20 protein-coding genes and 1 other RNA gene are annotated in these 19,997 nt (G+C 54.1%); 20 read left to right on the forward strand and 1 reads right to left on the reverse strand.

Annotated features, from left to right (window positions below):
- Window positions 1-6 precede the first annotated feature (6 nt).
- The 17 genes from AB1S56_RS10780 to rnpB all read left to right on the forward strand — a co-directional run bounded on the left by AB1S56_RS10780 (window position 7) and on the right by rnpB (window position 16,629).
- Window positions 7-2,259 carry an HDIG domain-containing metalloprotein gene (locus AB1S56_RS10780; protein WP_340867860.1) on the forward strand — a complete coding sequence of 751 codons (2,253 nt, stop codon included), beginning with the start codon at window positions 7-9 and terminating at the stop codon, window positions 2,257-2,259.
- A gap of 1 nt (window position 2,260) precedes the next feature.
- On the forward strand, window positions 2,261-2,758 hold the full coding sequence (gene ybeY / locus AB1S56_RS10785) for an rRNA maturation RNase YbeY (RefSeq protein WP_340867859.1): 498 nt from the start codon (window positions 2,261-2,263) through the stop codon (window positions 2,756-2,758).
- On the forward strand, window positions 2,758-3,123 hold the full coding sequence (locus AB1S56_RS10790) for a diacylglycerol kinase family protein (RefSeq protein WP_340867858.1): 366 nt from the start codon (window positions 2,758-2,760) through the stop codon (window positions 3,121-3,123). Before ybeY ends, AB1S56_RS10790 begins: the two co-directional genes overlap by 1 nt.
- A 14-nt stretch (window positions 3,124-3,137) precedes the next feature.
- Entirely contained in the window at window positions 3,138-3,575 is a 438-nt protein-coding gene (gene cdd, locus AB1S56_RS10795; RefSeq protein WP_340867857.1) for a cytidine deaminase, read from the forward strand.
- Window positions 3,576-3,578: 3 nt separating this feature from the next.
- Complete coding sequence (era, locus tag AB1S56_RS10800; RefSeq protein WP_340867856.1) at window positions 3,579-4,505, forward strand: GTPase Era; 927 nt, start codon at window positions 3,579-3,581, stop codon at window positions 4,503-4,505.
- 103 nt (window positions 4,506-4,608) lie between these two features.
- On the forward strand, window positions 4,609-4,761 hold the full coding sequence (locus tag AB1S56_RS10805; RefSeq protein WP_340867855.1) for a YqzL family protein: 153 nt from the start codon (window positions 4,609-4,611) through the stop codon (window positions 4,759-4,761).
- A 34-nt stretch (window positions 4,762-4,795) separates the two neighbouring features.
- Window positions 4,796-5,539, forward strand: a complete 744-nt coding sequence (recO, locus tag AB1S56_RS10810; RefSeq protein WP_340867852.1) for a DNA repair protein RecO — start codon at window positions 4,796-4,798, stop codon at window positions 5,537-5,539.
- A 329-nt stretch (window positions 5,540-5,868) separates the two neighbouring features.
- Window positions 5,869-6,756, forward strand: a complete 888-nt coding sequence (glyQ, locus tag AB1S56_RS10815) for a glycine--tRNA ligase subunit alpha (RefSeq protein ID WP_340867851.1) — start codon at window positions 5,869-5,871, stop codon at window positions 6,754-6,756.
- Window positions 6,749-8,830, forward strand: a complete 2,082-nt coding sequence (glyS, locus tag AB1S56_RS10820) for a glycine--tRNA ligase subunit beta (protein WP_340867850.1) — start codon at window positions 6,749-6,751, stop codon at window positions 8,828-8,830. The genes glyQ and glyS overlap by 8 nt, the downstream gene beginning before the upstream one ends.
- A 49-nt stretch (window positions 8,831-8,879) precedes the next feature.
- On the forward strand, window positions 8,880-9,701 hold the full coding sequence (locus AB1S56_RS10825) for a pyruvate, water dikinase regulatory protein (protein WP_340867849.1): 822 nt from the start codon (window positions 8,880-8,882) through the stop codon (window positions 9,699-9,701).
- 81 nt (window positions 9,702-9,782) lie between these two features.
- A complete protein-coding gene (locus AB1S56_RS10830; protein WP_340867848.1) occupies window positions 9,783-10,256 on the forward strand; it encodes a YaiI/YqxD family protein in 474 nt (157 codons plus the stop codon).
- A gap of 65 nt (window positions 10,257-10,321) precedes the next feature.
- Window positions 10,322-12,151, forward strand: coding sequence for a DNA primase (dnaG, locus tag AB1S56_RS10835; protein WP_340867847.1), 1,830 nt, complete (start codon window positions 10,322-10,324; stop codon window positions 12,149-12,151).
- A gap of 35 nt (window positions 12,152-12,186) precedes the next feature.
- The gene (gene rpoD / locus AB1S56_RS10840; protein WP_340867846.1) at window positions 12,187-13,317 is read left to right on the forward strand and encodes an RNA polymerase sigma factor RpoD; all 1,131 of its coding nucleotides are present in this window, start codon (window positions 12,187-12,189) and stop codon (window positions 13,315-13,317) included.
- 105 nt (window positions 13,318-13,422) lie between these two features.
- The gene (locus AB1S56_RS10845; protein ID WP_340867844.1) at window positions 13,423-14,265 is read left to right on the forward strand and encodes a hypothetical protein; all 843 of its coding nucleotides are present in this window, start codon (window positions 13,423-13,425) and stop codon (window positions 14,263-14,265) included.
- Window positions 14,265-15,023 carry a class I SAM-dependent methyltransferase gene (locus AB1S56_RS10850; RefSeq protein ID WP_340867843.1) on the forward strand — a complete coding sequence of 253 codons (759 nt, stop codon included), beginning with the start codon at window positions 14,265-14,267 and terminating at the stop codon, window positions 15,021-15,023. Before AB1S56_RS10845 ends, AB1S56_RS10850 begins: the two co-directional genes overlap by 1 nt.
- Entirely contained in the window at window positions 15,014-16,135 is a 1,122-nt protein-coding gene (locus AB1S56_RS10855) for a Nif3-like dinuclear metal center hexameric protein (RefSeq protein ID WP_340867841.1), read from the forward strand. The genes AB1S56_RS10850 and AB1S56_RS10855 overlap by 10 nt, the downstream gene beginning before the upstream one ends.
- A gap of 85 nt (window positions 16,136-16,220) precedes the next feature.
- Window positions 16,221-16,629, forward strand: an RNA gene (rnpB, locus tag AB1S56_RS10860) — RNase P RNA component class A.
- A gap of 83 nt (window positions 16,630-16,712) precedes the next feature.
- On the opposite strand, the gene AB1S56_RS10865 is transcribed toward rnpB, so the two are convergent.
- A complete protein-coding gene (locus AB1S56_RS10865) occupies window positions 16,713-18,563 on the reverse strand; it encodes a S8 family peptidase (protein ID WP_340867839.1) in 1,851 nt (616 codons plus the stop codon).
- 172 nt (window positions 18,564-18,735) lie between these two features.
- Between AB1S56_RS10865 and AB1S56_RS10870 the strand changes: the two genes are divergently transcribed.
- From AB1S56_RS10870 to AB1S56_RS10880, 3 genes are read left to right on the forward strand one after another with little or no spacing between them, the layout of a single operon-like run.
- The gene (locus AB1S56_RS10870) at window positions 18,736-19,236 is read left to right on the forward strand and encodes a YpuI family protein (protein ID WP_340867838.1); all 501 of its coding nucleotides are present in this window, start codon (window positions 18,736-18,738) and stop codon (window positions 19,234-19,236) included.
- A 55-nt stretch (window positions 19,237-19,291) separates the two neighbouring features.
- The gene (locus AB1S56_RS10875; protein WP_340867837.1) at window positions 19,292-19,504 is read left to right on the forward strand and encodes a DUF1540 domain-containing protein; all 213 of its coding nucleotides are present in this window, start codon (window positions 19,292-19,294) and stop codon (window positions 19,502-19,504) included.
- Between the two features lie 7 nt (window positions 19,505-19,511).
- The gene (locus tag AB1S56_RS10880) at window positions 19,512-19,952 is read left to right on the forward strand and encodes a hypothetical protein (RefSeq protein WP_340867835.1); all 441 of its coding nucleotides are present in this window, start codon (window positions 19,512-19,514) and stop codon (window positions 19,950-19,952) included.
- The last annotated feature ends 45 nt before the right edge of the window (window positions 19,953-19,997 follow it).

A 19,997-nucleotide genomic window follows, 5' to 3' on the forward strand; every position in this document is an offset into this window, starting at 1 on the left:
AGCCGCATGAATCTGAACGGGACAAGCAAAAAAGGGAACACGGGCACGGCAAAAGCACATAAGCCGGGCTGGAGGCAAAGTCCCGCCGTTAGATGGCTGTTATTCATGCTGTTCGTGCTCCTGTTCTACTTTAGTCTGTCTCCGCACGTCATTCCGGAAACCTACGACATCGCAGAAGGCGCCGTCAGCGAGAAGGACATCAAAGCGCCTTATCAGATTCGCGACGAGAAAGCGACTCGGCAGGCGGAAGAGGCGGCGGCAAATCGAATTGAGGATATATACAGCAACGTCTCGCTCCGAAACGAAGCTCTCGTGGAGCAAATCATGTACCGGATCGACCAGCTGAACATGGACGATGAGGTCACCACCGAAAATAAAATCGAAATTTACCGTTATGAAATTCCAAAGCGGTATACGGAGCATATAGAGCAGTTCATCGAGTCGAACAGAGGCAAGGGGCTGTACAGCGACTCGCTGCTGGATGAGATGGCCGAGGTCGCTTCGAAGCAGCAATACGCGATCCCGGAGGAGACCTTCTACAAGATGCCGCAGCTGACCTCCACGCAGCTCCAGGAGATGCGGACCGTCGCGCGCGAGATTGTGCGCAAGCTGATGAGCGAGCAGCTGAGAGAAGCGGAGACGGCGCGCATGCAAGTGGCCGAGCTGGTCAACGCGAGCTCGCTGTCCAGCCGGACGGAGAGGGAAATTGTCCAGGAGCTGGCCAGATTCTCCATCATGCCGAACAAGTTTCTGGACACGGACGCGACAGAGGAAGCCAAGGTGCAGGCGAAGCAGAACACTCCTCCCGTCGTGTATAACGAGGGGGACGTCATCGTCAAGCGGGGACAGACGATTACAGCGGATATGTACAAGCTGCTGTCTGATTCCAACCTGCTGCAGGACAAGCGTCATTATTGGCCGCAGGCCGGCTTGCTGGTGCTGGCTCTTATGTTTGTTGTTCTCATCTACGCCTATCTGCATCAGTCCGGCGGCTTGGGCGGCGCACGGCCCAAATACGGCAATGCCCAGCTTCTGATGTTATGGCTGATCTTCTTCATCAATATGCTGGCGATGCAGATTATCTCATTTACACAGACTGACACTGCGCCATACGCAGGCTACCTGGCGCCTGTCGCGCTGGGCGCCATGCTGATTACGCTGCTGCTGGATATGCATCTTGCTATTATCAGCTCCTTCCTGTTCACCATCATGGGCAGTGTTATCCTGAATACGCAGCCGAACATGCTGTTTGATTTCAAATTCGGATTTTTTGTTATCGTGGTGTCGCTGGCCGCGATCTTCTCCATCCATCGAGCCAGCCAGCGATCTGCGATTCTGAAAGCGGGCATTATGGTCAGCCTCTTCGGGTCGGCTTCGGTTATGGCTATTCTGATGCTGACGGAGCAGCTGGATCGGATGCCGTTTATGTATTCGGTTGCTTTCGCCTTCGCGAGCGGCTTGCTGACAGCTGTGCTTGTTATCGGCCTGATGCCGTTCTTTGAGGTTACCTTCGGTATCCTGTCCGCGCTTAAGCTGGTGGAGCTGTCCAATCCGAACCATCCGCTGCTGCGCAAGCTGCTGACCGAGACGCCGGGCACTTATCATCACAGCGTCATGGTGGGCAATTTATCGGAGGCGGCGGCGGAATCCATCGGAGCGGACGGGCTGCTGTGCCGAGTCGGTTCGTTCTACCATGATATCGGGAAGACAAAACGTCCCAATTATTTTATCGAAAACCAGACCAATATCGAGAACCCGCATGACACCATCGATCCCAAGCTGAGTAAATCCATTATCGTGGCTCATGCCCGGGACGGGGTTGATATGCTGAAGGCGCACAATATTCCGAAGCCGCTTCGCGATATTGCGGAGCAGCATCATGGCACAACCTCTCTCAAGTACTTCTATCACAAGGCGGTCAAGCAGGCTGAGGAGCAAGGAATGGAGCCGACGTTCACGGAGGATGACTTCCGTTATCCCGGCCCGAAGGCGCAGTCCAAGGAGGCCGCTGTCGTCGGTATTGCAGATTGCGTGGAAGCGGCCGTACGCAGCCTTCGCAATCCCACCGTGGAGCAGGTGGAGGCGATGATTCACAAGATCATTAAAAGCCGTCTCGACGACAATCAATATAACGAATGTGACCTAACCTTGAAGGAGCTGGACAAGGTGGCGCAATCCCTGAAGGAAAGCGTAATTGGCATATTCCACTCCCGCATTGAATATCCGGACGACGCGAAGACAAAGGAGCGTACGAATTAGCATGAGCCTGCAATTGGATTACAGCAACGAACAAGATAAAGTCAACATTCCAGACGCCTGGATCGAGAAGCTGCAGGAGCTGCTTCGTCTGGCCGGAGAAGCAGAGGGTATGTCGGAGGGCGAGGTGACGCTGACCTTCGTCGATGATGCCGCCATTCACGAGCTTAACCGCGAATATCGCGGCATCGACCGTCCCACTGATGTGCTGTCGTTTGCGATGCAGGATGATGGCACGGAGGAGTTGGATATCATCTTCGAGGTCGAAAGCGAGGATGAGCTGGATCCCATCTCGGGCATGCTGGGCGACATCATTATATCTGTTGAAAGAGCCGTGTCACAGAGTCAGGAATATGGTCATTCCCTGGAACGTGAAATCGGATTTCTGTTCGTGCACGGCTATCTTCATCTGATCGGCTATGATCATCAGGATGAAGCATCCGAAGCCATTATGACAGCCAAGCAGGAGGCTGTGCTGCGGCAAGCGGGACTGACGCGATAATGGCGTCCTATTTGCGAAGCGTGAGGTTCGCGCTGTCGGGCATTTCATTCGCCCTCCGAACAGAAAGAAACATGAGGTTTCATTGTGTGGCGGGGGCTGCTGCCATTGCATTGGGGTTATGGCTGTCGCTTACGGCGCTGGAGTGGTGTCTGATTCTGTTCGCCATAGCGCTTGTGATCTGCCTGGAGCTTGTGAACACGGCGATTGAGCAGACGGTCAATCTCATCAGCCCAGAACGGCATCCCGTGGCCAAAGCAGCCAAGGATGTTGCTGCGGGAGCCGTCACGACGGCGGCTGTATTCGCCATTGTGATTGGTCTCCTGGTGTTTGGTCCGCCGCTATGGACTATAGCGACGCAGCGTTAGGAAGGGGAACGGTTATGGCAAATAAGGAGCTATCAGAACCATACGTCGAGTTGTTGCGCGCCGCAAGGGAAGCTATGCGGCGCGCTTACGTGCCTTATTCGGGCTTTCAGGTAGGTGCGGCGCTCCTGGATCGGGACGGCGTCATTCATTATGGGTGCAATGTGGAGAATGCGGCATATGGACCAACCAATTGCGCGGAGCGCACCGCCTTGTTCCGGGCGATCGCCGACGGACATCCCCCTGGGCAGTTCCAAGCGATTGCTGTCATGGGAGACACGGATGGTCCCATCACTCCATGCGGTGTATGCCGGCAGGTGCTCGTTGAACTGTGTGCGCCGGATATGCCGGTTATTATGGGCAACTTAAAAGGAGAATGGACAATGAAATCGGTGGCGGAGCTGCTGCCGGGCGCTTTCACACCATTGTCGCTGCATAAGGAGGAGCAAAGCTAAGCTATGAATCAGAAGCAAACCAATGACGCAAAAGAGGACAAGCCGTTCCGTTCAGGCTTTGTTGCGATTATAGGAAGACCAAACGTAGGCAAATCTACACTTATGAATCATCTGATCGGACAGAAGATTGCGATTATGTCGGATAAGCCGCAGACGACACGCAACAAAATCCATGGCGTCTATACAACCAACGATACGCAAATCGTGTTCCTGGATACGCCGGGCATTCATAAGCCGCAATCCAAGCTGGGCAATTATATGATGCAGACGGCTGAGAGCGCGTTGAGAGAAGTGGAGGCCGCCCTGTTCCTGGTGGATGTATCAGAGGGAATCGGCGGCGGAGACCGATATATCATCGAACAGCTGAAGAAGGTCAAGACGCCTGTATTCCTGGTTATGAACAAGATCGACAAGGTTGAGCCGGAGAAGCTGCTGCCGATGATTACGCAATACAACGAGCTGTATCCCTTCGCGGAAATCGTGCCGATCTCCGCGCTGAACGGGAATAATGTGACGACGCTGCTGGAGCAGCTGTCCCGATATTTGCCGGAGGGGCCGCAATATTACCCCGCTGATCAGATTACTGATCATCCCGAGCAGTTCGTCTGCGCGGAGCTCATTCGTGAGAAAATTCTTCATATGACTCGCGAGGAGGTGCCTCATTCCATTGCCGTTGCGATTGAGGATATGCGTGTGCAGGACAATGGCGTTGTCTATATCGGTGCGGTCATCTTCGTTGAACGCGACTCGCAGAAGGGTATTGTGATTGGGAAGCGCGGCGAATTTCTGAAGGAGGTCGGCAAGCAGGCGCGCAAGGATATTGAGGCGCTGCTGGGCTCGCGGACGTTCCTGGAGCTGTGGGTAAAGGTGAAAAAGGATTGGCGCAATCAGGATCGCGTGCTGAAGGATCTGGGCTTCCGTAACGAATAACGGAGCGGGAGGCTTACAGTTTTTCTCACGGATATTATTGTACAACTATCACATCCTAATACCGTCTTGAGCTGCATTTCCGAGGCGGAAAGGATGAATACGAATGCGAGATTTTTCGTGGAAGTATTTTACGTTGACCGGGGATGTCGAATCTTTCATGCTGTATAAGGAAATGGATCAATATGGTTCGTCTGCCGATTCGGAAGCCGTGATGGACGCGGAGGATGAATGGGCTTCGGCGGACGACAGGCAATAAGGAATGGGCATTGTTTCATGGGGGAGATGCCAATATGCTGTATCGCGTGGAAGGAATCGTAGTGCGTTGTATGGACTACGGTGAAAGCAACAAAATTGTGACGCTGCTCACGAAGACGAATGGCAAAGCAGGCGTTTTGATTAAGGGCGCCAAAAAGGTAAGAAGCAGGCATTCATCGTTGGCCCAGCCATTTACGTACGGAGAGTATCAATATTTCCGGGGATCGGGACTCGGGACGCTGAATCATGGTGAGATTATCGAATCTCACCATGATTTGCGTATGCAGCTTGATTTGTCTGCTTATGCCGCTTATGCGGCTGAGCTGACAGATCGCACCCTGCAGGAGGACGAGCCCAGCGTTTTTTATTTCGAGCAGCTGAAAGCTTGCCTGGCCGCGTTAAGCGATGGCAAGGATCCTCAGATCGTTATTCATCTGTATGAGATGAGAGTGCTGGATCTTGCCGGCTACGCGCCAGAGCTGGAGGAATGTGTGTCCTGCGGCAACAGGGTGGGACCCTTCAAGCTGTCGGCGCAGGCCGGCGGCATCCTGTGCGCCAGATGCGGCGGGCGTGATCCATCCGCTGCGGCCATAAGCGAAAGCGCGCACAAGCTGCTGCGGCTGTTCAGGCGAATGGATATGAGAAGGCTGGGCGCCATCTCGGTGAAGACGGATACCAAGCTTGAGCTGAAGCGGCTCATGCGGTCGCTTATGGATGTTCAGCTGGGGCTGCAGCTGAAGTCGCGCCATTTTCTCGATCAGCTTGACAAATTGGTTTGACTTTTGGCATGGATTTGCATACAATATGAAATTATGAATAGAAGACTATGATGGAGAAAGTAGTCGTGACACGTCGACAGACACAGCGAATCGGGGGGAGTGGAAGCCCGGTAGGACGATTGCGATGAAGGGCGCTCCGGAGTCTGACGAAACAAAGCGGGTTGTCCGTAAGGGGATAACCAAGTAGGGTGGAACCGCGGGAGCAAGCTCTCGTCCCTATGTCTGAATGGGCAGACGTAGAGGCGGGAGTTTTTTGTGTGCCAACGCCGATACATACATGCTCGACAAGGAAGCAACACCAAACCCCAAAAAAGAAGGAGTCGAACGGAATGAATTTTCAAGGCATGATATTGACGCTTCAGCAGTTCTGGGCGGAACAGAATTGTATTCTGGTGCAGCCTTACGACGTGGAGAAAGGCGCCGGAACGATGAATCCCATGACCTTCCTGCGCTCCATTGGACCGGAGCCATGGAACGTCGCTTATGTAGAGCCTTCCCGACGTCCCGCTGACGGCCGTTATGGGGAGAACCCGAACCGCTTGTATCAGCATCATCAATTTCAGGTTATTCTAAAACCGTCGCCAGACAATATTCAGGAGCTGTATCTTGAAAGCTTGAGTCGTCTCGGCATTGATGCCAAGGATCATGATATCCGTTTTGTAGAGGATAACTGGGAATCCCCTACACTTGGCGCGTGGGGACTGGGATGGGAAGTATGGCTTGATGGTATGGAAATAACACAATTCACCTACTTCCAGCAAGTCGGAGGTATTGATGCGAATCCGGTTGCTGTTGAAATCACTTATGGTATGGAGCGATTGGCTTCATACATCCAACAGAAAGAAAATGTGTTCGATCTGGAATGGGTGGAGGGCGTCACCTATGGCGATGTGTTCCTGCAGCCTGAGTTCGAGCACTCCAAATATACGTTCGAGACATCGGATACTGCAATGCTGTTCTCTTTGTTTAACATGTATGAGGAAGAAGCTAAGAAAACGATGGAGCACCATCTTGTTTTCCCGGCATACGACTACGTGCTGAAGTGCTCCCATACATTCAACCTGCTTGACGCACGCGGTGCCATTAGTGTAACGGAACGTACCGGTTATATAACAAGAGTTCGAAATCTGGCTCGGCAATGCGCAGCGACATATCTGGAGGAGCGCGAGCGTCTCGGATTCCCGTTGCTGAAGAAAGGAGAGGGGCACAATGGCTAAGGATTTATTGCTGGAGATCGGTCTTGAGGAGGTGCCTGCGCGATTCGTGCGGGGCGCTATTCAACAGCTGAAGGAAAAAACGGAGAAGTGGCTGACGGAAGCTCGCGTAACGTATGGCGCTGTTGAAGCCTACGCTACTCCCAGACGTCTGGCCGTGCTTGTTCGAGATGTGGCGGATAAGCAGACGGACAGCAACGAGGAAGCCAAAGGCCCTTCTCGCAAAATCGCGGTTGACGAGGCCGGCAACTGGAGCAAAGCCGCTCTGGGCTTCGCGCGCAGCCAGGGCGTAGAGCCGGAGCAGCTGTATTTCCAGGAGCTTGCGGGTGTCGAATATGTGTATGCCAGAAAAAGCAGCATTGGAGCGGAGACGCGCTCCATCGTGGCTGAGGGCTTGATGGGTCTGATTACGTCTATGTCCTTCCCCAAAAATATGCGTTGGGGCGCTTATGAGCTGAGGTTCGTACGTCCGATTCGCTGGCTGGTTGCCATGTTGGGAAGCGAGATTATTCCGTTCGAGATCGCGGGAGTTGCGACAGGCAATGTGTCCAGAGGCCATCGCTTCCTGGGCCAGGATGCCATAATTACGGAGCCTGCTCACTATGCAGACGCGCTTCGCGAGCAGCACGTCATCGCTGATATTGCGGAACGCGAGGCACTGATTCTGAAGCAGCTGGATGAGCTGAAGGCGGAGAAGGGCTGGACGATCGCGATTAAGGAGGACTTGCTGGAGGAGGTTCTCTTCCTGGTGGAATATCCTAACGCGCTGTACGGCACATTTGATCCTTCGTTCCTGAACATTCCGCAAGAGGTGCTGATTACGTCGATGAGAGAGCACCAGCGCTACTTCCCGGTGCTGGACGACAGCGGCAAGCTGCTGCCTTACTTTGTAACGGTGCGCAACGGCGATCGCCGCTCCATCGAGCTGGTATCCAAGGGCAATGAGAAGGTGCTTCGCGCCAGACTGTCCGACGCCAAGTTCTTCTATGAAGAGGATCACAAGCTGACGATTGAGCGTGCGCTGTCCAAGCTGGAGAATATCGTGTATCACGAGGAGCTTGGCACGGTTGCCGACAAGGTGCGCCGTATCGTGTCCGTGGCCGACTCCATTGCGAGCGAGCTGGGGATAGACTCACAGGCTGCGGCTCATGTGTCGCGTGCAGCGGCTATATGCAAGTTCGATCTTGTCTCGCAGATGGTGTATGAATTCCCTGAGCTGCAAGGCATTATGGGCGAGGACTACGCTCGCAAGCTGGGTGAAAGCGATGAGGTCGCCAAGGCGATCAACGAGCATTATCAGCCAAGATTCTCGGGTGATGCCGTGCCTTCCGAGCTGACGGGAGCCATTGTAAGCCTGGCGGACAAAATCGATACGATCGTCGGCTGCTTCTCGATCGGCATTATTCCTACCGGCTCGCAGGATCCATACGCGCTGCGCAGGCAAGCGGCCGGCATTGTGCAAATATTGCTCGCGTTCGATCTCAAGCTGGGTCTTAACGAGCTGTTCCAAATCACGTTGGGCGTTCATGAGAAGCGGGGCTTGAAACGTTCCGCGGACGATATTCGTAAAGAGCTGCAGGACTTCTTCTCGCTGCGCGTGAAAAACTGGTTGTCGGAGCAAGGCCACCGTTATGACGTGGTGGACGCGGTTATGGCGCCGGGCATTCATGATCTGCGCTTGACAGCGAATCGTGCGGCAGCTGTAGGCGCTCTGGCCTCCGGTGACGGCAAAGCGGAGTTTAAGCTGGTTGTCGAGCAATTGTGCCGCGTATGCAACTTGGCTTCCAAGTCATCCGGCGGCGCTGTTGATCCAAGTCTGTTCGCGGAGCCAGCCGAGGCTCAGCTGTATGAAGCATGGATGAGCCAGCGGGCAGCCTTCGCCGATGCGTCTTCCGAGCGGAATATGACCGCTGCACTTGAGCTGTTGGCGGCGCTCAAGCCGTCGATACAAGCGTATTTTGACAGTGTAATGGTTATGGCTGAGGACGAGAAGGTTCGCGCCAACCGTCTGGCGACGCTTAAAGTCGTCGCGAAGGACATCCATTCTGTGGCGGATTTGTCCAAGCTTGTTTGGTAAAGCTGTATCCCTGTGTAAATATGAGTGCGCGCAGAAAGGATGATGGAGCATGACGCAAGCCTTGGGCAAAAACGAAGTGATCGTGTATGTGGTATCAGACGCGGCCGGCGATACCGGCGAGCTCGTTGTCCGCGCGGCGATCGCGCAGTTCCATCCGATCAGCGCGGAAATCCGGCGAGCGCCGTTCGTAACAGACGAATCGGCGCTGGTCCGGATTACCGAGCTCGCCAAGCTGTCGCAGGCGATTGTCCTCTACACCTTGGTGCTGCCGCAGCTTCGGGAATCCATGAGGCGGCTGTCGGAGGAGAACGGGATTGTGGCAATCGACCTGCTGGGACCGTTCATCGAGACGCTGGAGCATCGTACTGGCCGCAAATCTAGGCAGGAGCCGGGGCTCAATCATGTGCTTGACGCAGATTACTTCCGGAAGGTGGAGGCGGTTGAGTTTGCCGTCAAATATGACGACGCTAGGGATACCTCAGGCGTGCTTAAAGCGGATATCGTATTGGTGGGGGTGTCGCGAACGTCCAAGACGCCGCTCTCCATGTATCTGGCCCATCAGAAGTACAAGGTGGCCAACGTGCCGCTTGTGCCTGAGCTGAAGCCTCCGACAGAGCTGTTCAGTCTGCCGAAGCAGAAGGTCATTGGCCTGACGATCAACACGGCCTATTTGAATGTCATTCGCAAGGAACGTCTGAAGGCTCTTGGTTTGCCGGACACGGCCTCTTATGCTACAACGGATCGGATCGAGCTGGAGCTGAACTACGCGGCTGACATCATGAAGAAGCTGGGCTGTGTTGTCATAGACGTCTCGCACCGCGCGGTGGAGGAGACGGCAAGCCTCATTATGGAGTATGTTCGGGGGCAGTAGCGGCAGGATTTTTTTGATGGATCGCCGTATATAATAGTAAGGCAATCCAATCCCAACCTATTCAGACAAGCGGTGAAGGTGATGACAGCATCCAAACAGATGACGATTGTTGTCGACGCGGACGCGTGTCCCGTCAAAGCGGAAATCGAGGAAACGGCCAAAGCGTTCGGCATTGCCGTCTGTATGGTCGCCTCCTACGATCATCGCATGGAGGCCAAGGAGGGCGTACGCGTCGTGCAGGTGGACAGAGGCAGCCAATCCGCGGATCTGTATATTATGAATCATATTGCCTCCGGCGACGTGCTGGTCACGCAGGATTTCGGACTGGCCTGCATGGCGCTTGGCAAGGGCGCGATTGTGCTGTCGCCAAGAGGCGAGCAGTACACGAACGGCAACATCGATTATTTGATGGAGCGCAGGCATGAAGGCGCTAGACTAAGGCGAGCCGGCGGCCGTACGAAAGGGCCCAAAGCGATGACTGCCGAAGATCGTATAAGTTTTCAACAAAAGTTGACAAAAGTTTTGCGATCGGAGCAGGAGAAACTGGACGTTTAGCGAATATTATTAAAAATCTGAACGAGACTTTCGTTATTAATTGCTGAGATGTTGGTGATGGAACGATGACAAACGGTAAAATACCGGATGAGGTCATCGACGCGGTTCGCAAGCGTCATGACATCGTAGAAACGGTCGGGAAATACGTTCACCTCACGAAACAGGGCAAATATATGAAAGGGTTGTGTCCGTTTCATTCGGAGAAAACGCCTTCGTTCACGGTAACGCCGGAGCTTCAAATTTTTCATTGCTACGGCTGCGGGAAAAGCGGCAATGTTATTCGCTTTTTGGAATACAAGGAAGGTTATACGTTTCCCGAGGCGGTCAGAATTCTCGCTGAGGAAGCGGGTATGCCGATTACCTGGGCTCCGGACGGCGGGAAGGAAACGCCCCAGGATCCCAATCGACAGAAGCTGATTGAAGCGCATGAGTTGGCCATCAAATTTTACCATTATTTGTTGAATAACACGAAGCAGGGTGACAGGGCCAAACAATATTTGCGTGACCGCGGCATGTCGGATCGCTTGATCGACCATTTTATGATCGGCTATGCACCGGACGAGTGGGATGTGCTGACCCGATTTCTTACGGGGAGAGGCTATGATCCCGAGCTGATGGAGAAGGGCGGGCTATTATCCGCCAAAAGCGACGGCAGCGGATACGTCGACCGTTTCCGCGGCAGAATTATGTTTCCGTTGTGGGACGCAAGCGGGAAGGCGGCCGCATTCGCTGGGCGTATCATCGGCGAGGGCAACCCCAAATATTTGAATTCTCCGGAGACGATGCTGTTCACCAAAAGCAGGACGCTCTACAATCTGCATTATGCTAGGCCTGCCATCAGGAAGAGCAAGCAGGTTGTCCTGTTCGAAGGCTACATGGACGTCATCAAGTCCTGGAACGCCGGCGTTCATAACGGCGTGGCTACGATGGGAACGGCTTTGACGGAGGAACACTGCTCCTTGCTTCGCCGGCTGGCGGAGGAGGTGCTGCTCTGCTACGACGGGGATGAGGCGGGGCAAGCGGCGGCGCACAAATCCATACCGATGCTGGAGGCAGCGGGTCTCAGGGTGTACGTTGCCATGCTGCCTAAGGGCAAGGATCCTGACGAATATATAAACGAGCATGGACCGGAGGCTTACATGCGCGATGTGATAGACGAGCCGGTCTCCGTTACAAAATTTAAGCTTATATATTCAAGAAAAAACCATATACTGCTAAAAGAAGAAGGTCGTAAAAACTACCTGATGGAGGCAGTCGCCATTGTGGCTGGCTTGGATTCTTCCACGGAGCGCGAGGTTCATCTGAAGGAGCTGTCCCGGGAGTTCGACATCTCGCTTGACGCACTCAAGCAGGACTGTCACAGCATCCGCCAGGAGCACCAAAAAAAGAGGCCTCAAGGGGATAATAACGATAATTCGTGGAATAATGGTAGGAATGAAAAGCGCCGTACGTCCCGAGCGCCGAGCATTCTGCCGGCCTACACGTACGCGGAGCGGAGATTGCTGCACGTGATGATGCGTGATCGCGAGATTGCGGAAACTGTGCATGAGAGAATTGGCGATGCGTTCAATGCTCAGGATCACGCAGCGCTTGCTGCTTATTTATACGCCTATTATGCGGGTGGGTATGAACCGGACGCCGCCAAGTTCATTGAAACCTTGCATGATGACCGTCTGGAGGAGACGGCTTCGACCATCCTGCTGATGGACGGAGACTTTCCGTTCGACGAGACGCTCCTTGAGGCATATATGGAAACGATCCTCAAGGTGCCCAGGCTGCGGGAGATCGAGAGGAAGAAGGAAGATATGGTGCGCGCCGAGCGCGCCGGCGATGCATTGGAAGCAGCGCGGTTAGGTCTTGAGATTATTACCCTAGAGAGACAGCTGAAAGCTTGACTTCATGATGGATTCTAGGGAGGAGGGAGTCGGAAATGGCGAACGATCAACATACTGAATTAGACACCGAACAAAAGCTGGATCAGGTGAAGGATCAGCTTATCGAGCTTGGCAAAAAAAGATCCTCCTTAACGTATAAAGAAATTATGGAGAAGCTTTCTCCGTTTGATCAAGATCCCGAGCAAATCGACGAATTTTTTGAGCAGCTGGACGATCATGGTATCGAGGTGCTGAACGAAAGAGACGAGGATCATCCTATGCGTGCGTCGAACGACGAGGCAGAACGGGATAGCGACGAATTCAACTTCGACGATGATCTGGCTCTCCCGCCAGGCATCAAAATCAACGACCCTGTCCGGATGTACCTGAAGGAAATCGGACGAGTGCCGCTATTGTCGGCGGATGATGAGATTGAGCTTGCGATTCGTATCGAGAACGGCGACGAGGAAGCGAAGCGCAGACTGGCAGAGGCGAACCTGCGTCTTGTTGTCAGTATCGCCAAGCGATATGTCGGACGCGGCATGCTGTTTCTGGACTTGATCCAGGAAGGCAATATGGGTCTCATCAAAGCGGTGGAGAAGTTCGATCATCAGAAGGGCTTTAAATTCAGTACGTACGCAACCTGGTGGATTCGTCAAGCGATAACGCGCGCGATTGCAGACCAGGCGAGAACGATTCGGATCCCTGTTCATATGGTGGAGACGATCAATAAGCTGATTCGCGTGTCCCGTCAGCTTCTTCAAGAGCTGGGGCGCGAACCGACACCAGAGGAAATTGCGGTGGAGATGGAGCTGAGCACGGAGAAGGTTCGGGAAATTATGAAGATTGCCCAGGAGCCCGTGTCTCTGGAGACGCCAATCGGTGAAGAGGACGATTCCCATCTTGGCGATTTCATCGAGGATCAAGAAGCGCTTGCACCTGCGGACGCCGCAGCATACGAGCTCCTGAAGGAGCAGCTGGAGGACGTGCTGGACACGCTTACCGAAAGGGAAGAGAACGTGCTTCGTCTACGGTTCGGACTGGATGACGGCCGTACGAGAACGCTGGAGGAAGTAGGCAAGGTGTTCGGCGTGACGCGTGAGAGGATCAGACAGATCGAAGCGAAGGCGCTGCGGAAGCTTCGGCATCCAAGCCGCAGCAAGCGGCTTAAGGATTTTCTTGAATAATGGCAGCACCCATGACCTTTCTGCGCAAGCAGCGAGGTCTTTTTTCCAAATATAAGAAACTTGAAACGATGCGCGCGCTTGGGAGAGCGGAAAGGACAGCATGCCATGAATCAAGAACGCAGGCAAACGATTGTTCGCGAAATCGAATATTGGCGAAGGGGCAAGCTGCTGCCGGATCAATACTGCGATTTCTTGCTTAATTTGTACGCGGACCCGGAAGTACAAGGCGCCGATCGCGCGGAGTCGCCCACCCATGCAGTGGGTAAAGCTATAGCCGCGGTGCAGAAGGCAACAGGCAAGCAGTGGCTCCTTACTTTTGGCACTTTTACCTTAATTTCCTTCGTTGTGCTTTATTTTAGCCGTTTTCATCCTGTATTGCAAATAGGGATTGTATTAAGCTCCGTGCTTGCTTTTCTCTGGATCGGGACTCGGATGCGCCCAAGAAATGAATCGCTTGGTTTAACGCTGATTAGCATGGGGATGCTTCTACTGTTAGGCGGAGGCTTGCACCTGCTCCAGCTTCATGAGCTGACCGCTTGGGGCTGGAGAACGGGAGTGCTGGCCCTCTGCGCGGTCTTCTGGGTCGTCTATGGCATCATGGCTCGCGTACATATTCTGCATCAATGCGGGTGGCTGACAGGGCTGCTCGTATACGGCTGGCTTCTGTCTCGCTTTGCGGAGTCGCCGCAATGGTTCGAGGTGCAGCTCTTCTGGCTGCCGCTAGCTATCTTGTTTGCTTGGAGCAGCTGGTTCTTCCATCGGTGGAGCAAGCCTGTAGCGGCTGTTCTATTCCTGACAAGCGCTATGGCATGGTTTATGCCAGAGCTGTATACGATTGTGATTGTGAAGGATACAACGTGGCTGCAATTGCAGCTTCTTATCAAAATCGCAGTTGGCGGAGGACTTCTCTTCGGCCTGCGAAAGCAATGGATGGTGTGGGTGGCTTAATGATGAAATTGTCAAAACGTCTGCTGCAAATCGCAGACTACGTAACGGCAGGCGGCAGGGTGGCGGATATTGGATCCGATCATGCGCTGCTGCCCGTGTATTTGCTTCAGAGCGGGAAGGCGAGATCCGCTATAGCCGGCGAGCTGAACGCAGGGCCATATAGGGCGGCAAGGAAGCAGGCGCAGGACGCCAATCTAACGGAGCTGCTGCAGGTGAGACAGGGAGACGGCTTGAGCGTACTCCAGCCTGGCGAAGTGGATACCGTCACCATAGCGGGCATGGGCGGATTGCTCATGCGTGAAATATTGGAGACAGGCCGTCAGGCCGGCAAACTGGAGGATGTGCGTGAGCTTGTGCTGCAGCCGAACGTCGGCGAGGACGCGGTTCGAATCTGGCTGCTGGAGCAGGGCTGGCATTTGGCCCATGAGTCCATCCTGGAGGAAGATGGCAAAATCTATGAGGTGCTTCATGCCGTCAGGCGCAACGATGCCGAGGCGCTGAACGCCGAGCTGTATAACGGATCGTTTCTGCCCCTGAGCTGGAGCCCTTCCGAGCTCAAGGGTCTGCTGATCCGAATGGGGCCTCATCTGCTTCGAGAGGGCAGTCCCACGCTGGCAGACAAATGGCGCGGAGAGATTCAGAAGCTGGAGCGAATCCGCCAGCAGATGAGCGCTTCGGATTTGCCGGAGGCTGCCAAGAAGCGGGAGCAATTCCAATGGGATATCGAACGAATCGAGGAGGTGCTGCAATGCATATAAACGGCGCAGCGTTGATTCAGCTGATGGAGCAGCTTGCTCCCAAGCATTATGCGGTAGAGAATGACAAGATTGGCTTGCAGCTTGGAACACTTCATAAGACCATTACCAAGGTTCTGGTAGCGCTTGATGTGACGGATGAAGTGGTGGACGAGGCGATCGAAGCCGGGGCCAACCTCATCATTGCGCACCACGCCATTATTTTCCGGCCAATTGCCAAGCTCGATACGTCCACGCCTGCGGGCAAGCTGTATGAGAAGCTGATCAAACATGATATTGCCGTCTATATTTCCCATACGAATCTGGATGTGGCGGACGGCGGCATCAATGACTGGCTTGCGGATCAAGTCGGCATCGAGGAGAATAATCGGCAATGTCTGGAGGAGGTGCATACCGACAAGCTGTACAAGCTCGTCGTATTTGTGCCAGAAAGCCACCATAAGGCGGTGCTTGAGGCGATCTGGAGAACCGGCGCCGGCGATATCGGCCAATACAGCAGCTGCAGCTTCAACATTCGGGGACAAGGCACGTTTATGCCCGGTGAAGGCGCGGAGCCTTTTATAGGGGAAAAGAATAAGCTGGAGACCGTGGACGAGGTGCGAATTGAAACTATTGTGCCGCACAGTATTTATCGGAAGACGGTGTCCGCCATGCTGAAGGCGCATCCATACGAGGAGGTTGCATACGACCTGTACCCTGTCGATCTGAAGGGCCGCTCCTTCGGTCTCGGGAGAGCGGGCAAGCTGAAGCAGCCTGCTACGCTGGGCGAGCTTGCCGAGTCGCTTAAGGCAGCCTTCAGCGTGCCTATGCTCCGTGTTGTGGGACCGCTGGACAAGCCGATACGCAAAGCAGCCGTTCTAGGCGGCTCCGGCGCCAGATATGTCCGCCATGCCATGTTCGTCGGCGCCGATGTGCTGGTAACGGGCGATATCGATTACCATACGGCCCATGACGCGCTGGCGGCAGGCATGACGATTATCGATGCCGGACACAACATCGAGAAGGTAATGAAGGAGAAGGTCGCAGCCTGGCTGAATGACCGTCTTCAGGAGAGCAAGTGGGATACGACCGCGGTTGCGTCGGGTCTGGATACAGAGCCATTCCGTTTCATCTAACGGGCTGGAAGCAGCTGTATCCTTAGACAGGACTTACAGGGTTGAGCTTTCGGGGGAAACCTTGTATACTAAATCGTGCGAACGGAAAGTTTGACAGACAATCGCTGGCAGCGCAAGCTGCGAGAGGAAAGTCCGGGCTCCACAGGGCAGGATGCTGGATAACGTCCAGTCAGCGCGAGCTGAAGGATAGTGCCACAGAAATGGACCGCCGATGGCTGCCGGCTTGCCGGCAGATCAGGCAAGGGTGGAACCGTGGTGTAAGAGACCACGAGGAGCACAGGTGACTGCGTTCCTGGTAAACCCCATCCGGAGCAAGACCGAGAGGACGCCGCAGCTTTCGCAGCTGCAGCCTTAGCCCGAGGCGCGTCCGGGTTGGTTGCTGGAGCCGTGCAGCAATGTACGGCCTAGATAGATGATTGTCGCTCCACAGTGGGAGGGTCGTTCCCGATTGCACCACCAGGAGTACAGAACCCGGCTTACGGCAAACTTTCCGCACGGTTACGAATAAGACGATTCACCAATAGAAGGGCGTCCGGCCATGATTGTCATGGCCGGACGCCCTTTGCTATTGATGCCGTTACTGGAGCCTGTCCAGCTTGCGCTTCACTTGCTTGGGATAGGTCTGCAGCGCGCCGGTATAATTAGCGGCAGCAGATAACGCCCCGATAACGTCGATTTCGCCGTATCCAAAATATTTGTCTCTGCCTTCCTCACCCAGATCGCGAGCGGAGGAGCGCATAAGCTCCATCACCTCTTCATTTGTCAGATCCGGATTGACGGAACGGATAAGACCCGCTAAAGCCGCCACATGAGGGCTTGCCATAGAGGTGCCTGACAATGCGGCATACTGGCTGCCAGGGTAGGTGCTGGCAATGCTGTCGCCTGGCGCCGCAACATCAATATAGCTGCCATAATTGGAGAAGGACGCCTTCTCCTTATTATTGTTAGTAGCGGCAACGGCAAAAACCTCGGGATATGCGGCAGGGTAGCCTGGACGCTCGGTATTGTCATTGCCGCTGGCTGCGATCAGCACGACATCCCGCTCATAAGCGTATTTGATCGCATCGTGCAGGAACTCGGCTTCTGCATAATTGCCGAGACTCATGTTGATGACCTTAGCTCCGTGGTCCACCGCCCATATAATGCCTTGAGCGACAGCGTACGTTGAGCCCGCGCCGCTGCTGTCAAGCACCTTGACGGGCATAAGCTTGTTGAACCATGACACGCCGGCAACGCCTTCTCCGTTGTTGACGGCAGCGCCGATGATGCCGGCGACATGCGTGCCATGGCCTACGTCATCGCTTGGCTCGCTGTTCTCCTTCACAATATTGACCCCGTCAATAAGCCTGCCCTGCAGATCGGGATGATTCAGCTGCACGCCGGTATCCAGCACGGCGATGATGACACTTTCGTCGCCCTTGGAGACGGCCCAGCCCTTCTCAGCTTCAATTGAAGGCAAATTCCATTGGTATTGTGAATATAGAGCGTCATTCGGCACGTTGCCAGACGCTTCGTTCATTCCCTCGTTTGTTAAATACAAGTAGTTCGGCTCCGCGAAGCGCGGCTTCCAGTTGGTCTGAAAATAGTGCAGCAGTTCCTTTGTTTCCATCGTTCGGGATCGGAACAAATAGTTGTCGCCCTGCTTCTGAACGGATTCGGCATCAATATCTGACTTTATCCTGTTCATATCCTCCTCCGTAAGCTCCTGATCGATATGAACAACGACGTCGCGGATATAATAATGGCTGGCGTTGCCATTGTCCTCACCCGTTCGGACTGTAGTGTCCGTAGTGGAATTGGGCTTAACCGATTCAATATGGTATTTGCCCTCTGCGGGATATGGAACGATGCGCAAATTTTGCTTCTGATGCTGCTCAACGCTTTTCATGATGTCTTGCTTAACAAAGCCGATCACACCGTCGCCCTGCTCCGAGCCGGGCACCCCCAGCACAATATAACGGCTTCCGCTGGTGGATTCGAAAGCGGGGGACTGGTACGCTTGTCCCTTCTCCAGACAAACGCTGGCCTCTTGTACATAGGCCTCTTCAAGATGGTTATCCGTATGCGGCATCTCGCCGCGATGCTGCACCCGGCCGTCGGAATGCCAGCTCACATAACCAATGTGGGTATGCTCCTGCATCAGCGAGTCGATCTCAGCCAGCGCTTTCCCGTCGGAGTGTCCGCTTTGGAGCAGCACGTTGCGGAAATCCTTCTGCGTTTCCGCATTCATAAGCAGCGCTGTGGCGTTCATATCATTCTGCAGCGCCGTCAGCTTTTGCTTCTGCTCTGAGCTCGCCGAGAGGGGCGACGTTCGGCCATGCTCCTCTGTAAGCTCCGCCCCTTGCTGCGGCACTAAGATGCGGGAGGCGGGAATAAGAAGACCAACCAACGTTAATACCGATATGGCGGTGACCCAAAATTTGCGCATGCTGCTTAATCCTCCAATAGCTCGGGTAATGTAATCATGTTTAGAATCCGATGGATCGTAACAAATTATGCGGTCAATTGATGAATCGCCAGTACCGTTTCGGAGCAATATGTGGTACGATGTTCATGTTTATAGTTTTTTTGTTTGCAATTAGGAAAGGGGATCTACCAACATGCCATCAACGAATGTTAAAGCGTTAGCGGAATCCACTCGTGAAAAATTGAAAGGAGCGGTCGCTCAGCTGGAGCCGTTCCTCAATCAGTACGCCTTGTCCCAGCTGACAGAAGACCAAGCAGGCGAAGACGCTGTCCTGTTCTACAAGGGATTGCTGTCTGATCTCAGACATCTTCTTGTATATTCGGAAGTATCGGTGGAAAAGCTGGGTGTTCTGCTCAGAAGACCCAATTTCGATATGGAATTCGGAGAGCGCGCTCTGTACGAGGTTTACCACCATTGCGTGAACGCCTTCTTCTACCCGAAAAATGAATGTTATTCCGAGGACGGCCGCTACGCGTATACGGGACAAGATGCCATCCGCTTCCGCTTCAAACCGGTTCGCGAGGCGCGCAATGTCGTGCTGGGCGTCTCCAAGGTATTCGAGGAGCTTCGCGACGATCTGTCCTATTATGAAAGCGACTATATGACGCAGCGTCGTATGCAAGGACAAAAATAAGGCAGAATGAATCACCTCCGCTCGAGAAACAATGAGTAGCGGAGGTGATTTTTTTATGCCAAACGGCGTAACCTGCAGCGTGTCGAATTGCAGCTTCTGGAAGGAAGGCAATCAGTGCGCGGCGAGCCAGATTCAAATCGAAATTGATCAGCATTCAGGAGGTTCTTTCCAAACGGAATTCGCGGGCGATGAGCTCGGACTGTTCCATCAGGATCTGGCAACAGAGTCTGCTGCCACCTGCTGCCACACCTTTAAACCAAAGGAGTGATTAGGAAATGAACGACAACAGGGACAATGAAATCCAATACAAACGCGACTCCCATGAGGAGACCGAACCCAGCTTTGCGGCTACCAACAGCGGCATGCCGAACCAGCTTCCGAACGTCAACGAGGAGATGGGCGCGGATTTCGCTTACGGGATGCCATCCACCCATATCGAACGCACCAACACTCGCGCGGAGGACAATGACTCAGGACGCGAGGAGGAGGGTGAAGGAGTCCGCTCCGGCGGCTATGCGCTGGGCTGGGTATCGCTTATCTTTGCTATCGCCTCTTGGTTTATATGGCCTGTTCTGCTTGGGGCGTCGGCGGCTGTTATGGGTTATATTGCTTACCGCCAAGGCGCCAGAGGCATCGGGGGCTGGGCAATGGCAATCGGCCTTGTCGCCATCGCACTTAATTTAGTCATCGTACCCTTCTACTATGCTTTGACCTGATGCTGCGGGCCCTTCCTTCGGGAGGGGCTCTTTTTTTACATGCGT

Source organism: Paenibacillus sp. PL2-23, from assembly GCF_040834005.1.
Lineage (GTDB): Bacteria > Bacillota > Bacilli > Paenibacillales > Paenibacillaceae > Pristimantibacillus.

Coding starts and splice junctions, on each gene's coding strand:
- AB1S56_RS10780 (WP_340867860.1), top strand. CDS start 7: ATGAATCTGAACGGGACAAGCAAAAAAGGGAACACGGGCACGGCAAAA.
- ybeY (WP_340867859.1), top strand. CDS start 2,261: ATGAGCCTGCAATTGGATTACAGCAACGAACAAGATAAAGTCAACATT.
- AB1S56_RS10790 (WP_340867858.1), top strand. CDS start 2,758: ATGGCGTCCTATTTGCGAAGCGTGAGGTTCGCGCTGTCGGGCATTTCA.
- cdd (WP_340867857.1), top strand. CDS start 3,138: ATGGCAAATAAGGAGCTATCAGAACCATACGTCGAGTTGTTGCGCGCC.
- era (WP_340867856.1), top strand. CDS start 3,579: ATGAATCAGAAGCAAACCAATGACGCAAAAGAGGACAAGCCGTTCCGT.
- AB1S56_RS10805 (WP_340867855.1), top strand. CDS start 4,609: ATGCGAGATTTTTCGTGGAAGTATTTTACGTTGACCGGGGATGTCGAA.
- recO (WP_340867852.1), top strand. CDS start 4,796: ATGCTGTATCGCGTGGAAGGAATCGTAGTGCGTTGTATGGACTACGGT.
- glyQ (WP_340867851.1), top strand. CDS start 5,869: ATGAATTTTCAAGGCATGATATTGACGCTTCAGCAGTTCTGGGCGGAA.
- glyS (WP_340867850.1), top strand. CDS start 6,749: ATGGCTAAGGATTTATTGCTGGAGATCGGTCTTGAGGAGGTGCCTGCG.
- AB1S56_RS10825 (WP_340867849.1), top strand. CDS start 8,880: ATGACGCAAGCCTTGGGCAAAAACGAAGTGATCGTGTATGTGGTATCA.
- AB1S56_RS10830 (WP_340867848.1), top strand. CDS start 9,783: ATGACAGCATCCAAACAGATGACGATTGTTGTCGACGCGGACGCGTGT.
- dnaG (WP_340867847.1), top strand. CDS start 10,322: ATGACAAACGGTAAAATACCGGATGAGGTCATCGACGCGGTTCGCAAG.
- rpoD (WP_340867846.1), top strand. CDS start 12,187: ATGGCGAACGATCAACATACTGAATTAGACACCGAACAAAAGCTGGAT.
- AB1S56_RS10845 (WP_340867844.1), top strand. CDS start 13,423: ATGAATCAAGAACGCAGGCAAACGATTGTTCGCGAAATCGAATATTGG.
- AB1S56_RS10850 (WP_340867843.1), top strand. CDS start 14,265: ATGATGAAATTGTCAAAACGTCTGCTGCAAATCGCAGACTACGTAACG.
- AB1S56_RS10855 (WP_340867841.1), top strand. CDS start 15,014: ATGCATATAAACGGCGCAGCGTTGATTCAGCTGATGGAGCAGCTTGCT.
- AB1S56_RS10865 (WP_340867839.1), bottom strand. CDS start 18,563: ATGCGCAAATTTTGGGTCACCGCCATATCGGTATTAACGTTGGTTGGT.
- AB1S56_RS10870 (WP_340867838.1), top strand. CDS start 18,736: ATGCCATCAACGAATGTTAAAGCGTTAGCGGAATCCACTCGTGAAAAA.
- AB1S56_RS10875 (WP_340867837.1), top strand. CDS start 19,292: ATGCCAAACGGCGTAACCTGCAGCGTGTCGAATTGCAGCTTCTGGAAG.
- AB1S56_RS10880 (WP_340867835.1), top strand. CDS start 19,512: ATGAACGACAACAGGGACAATGAAATCCAATACAAACGCGACTCCCAT.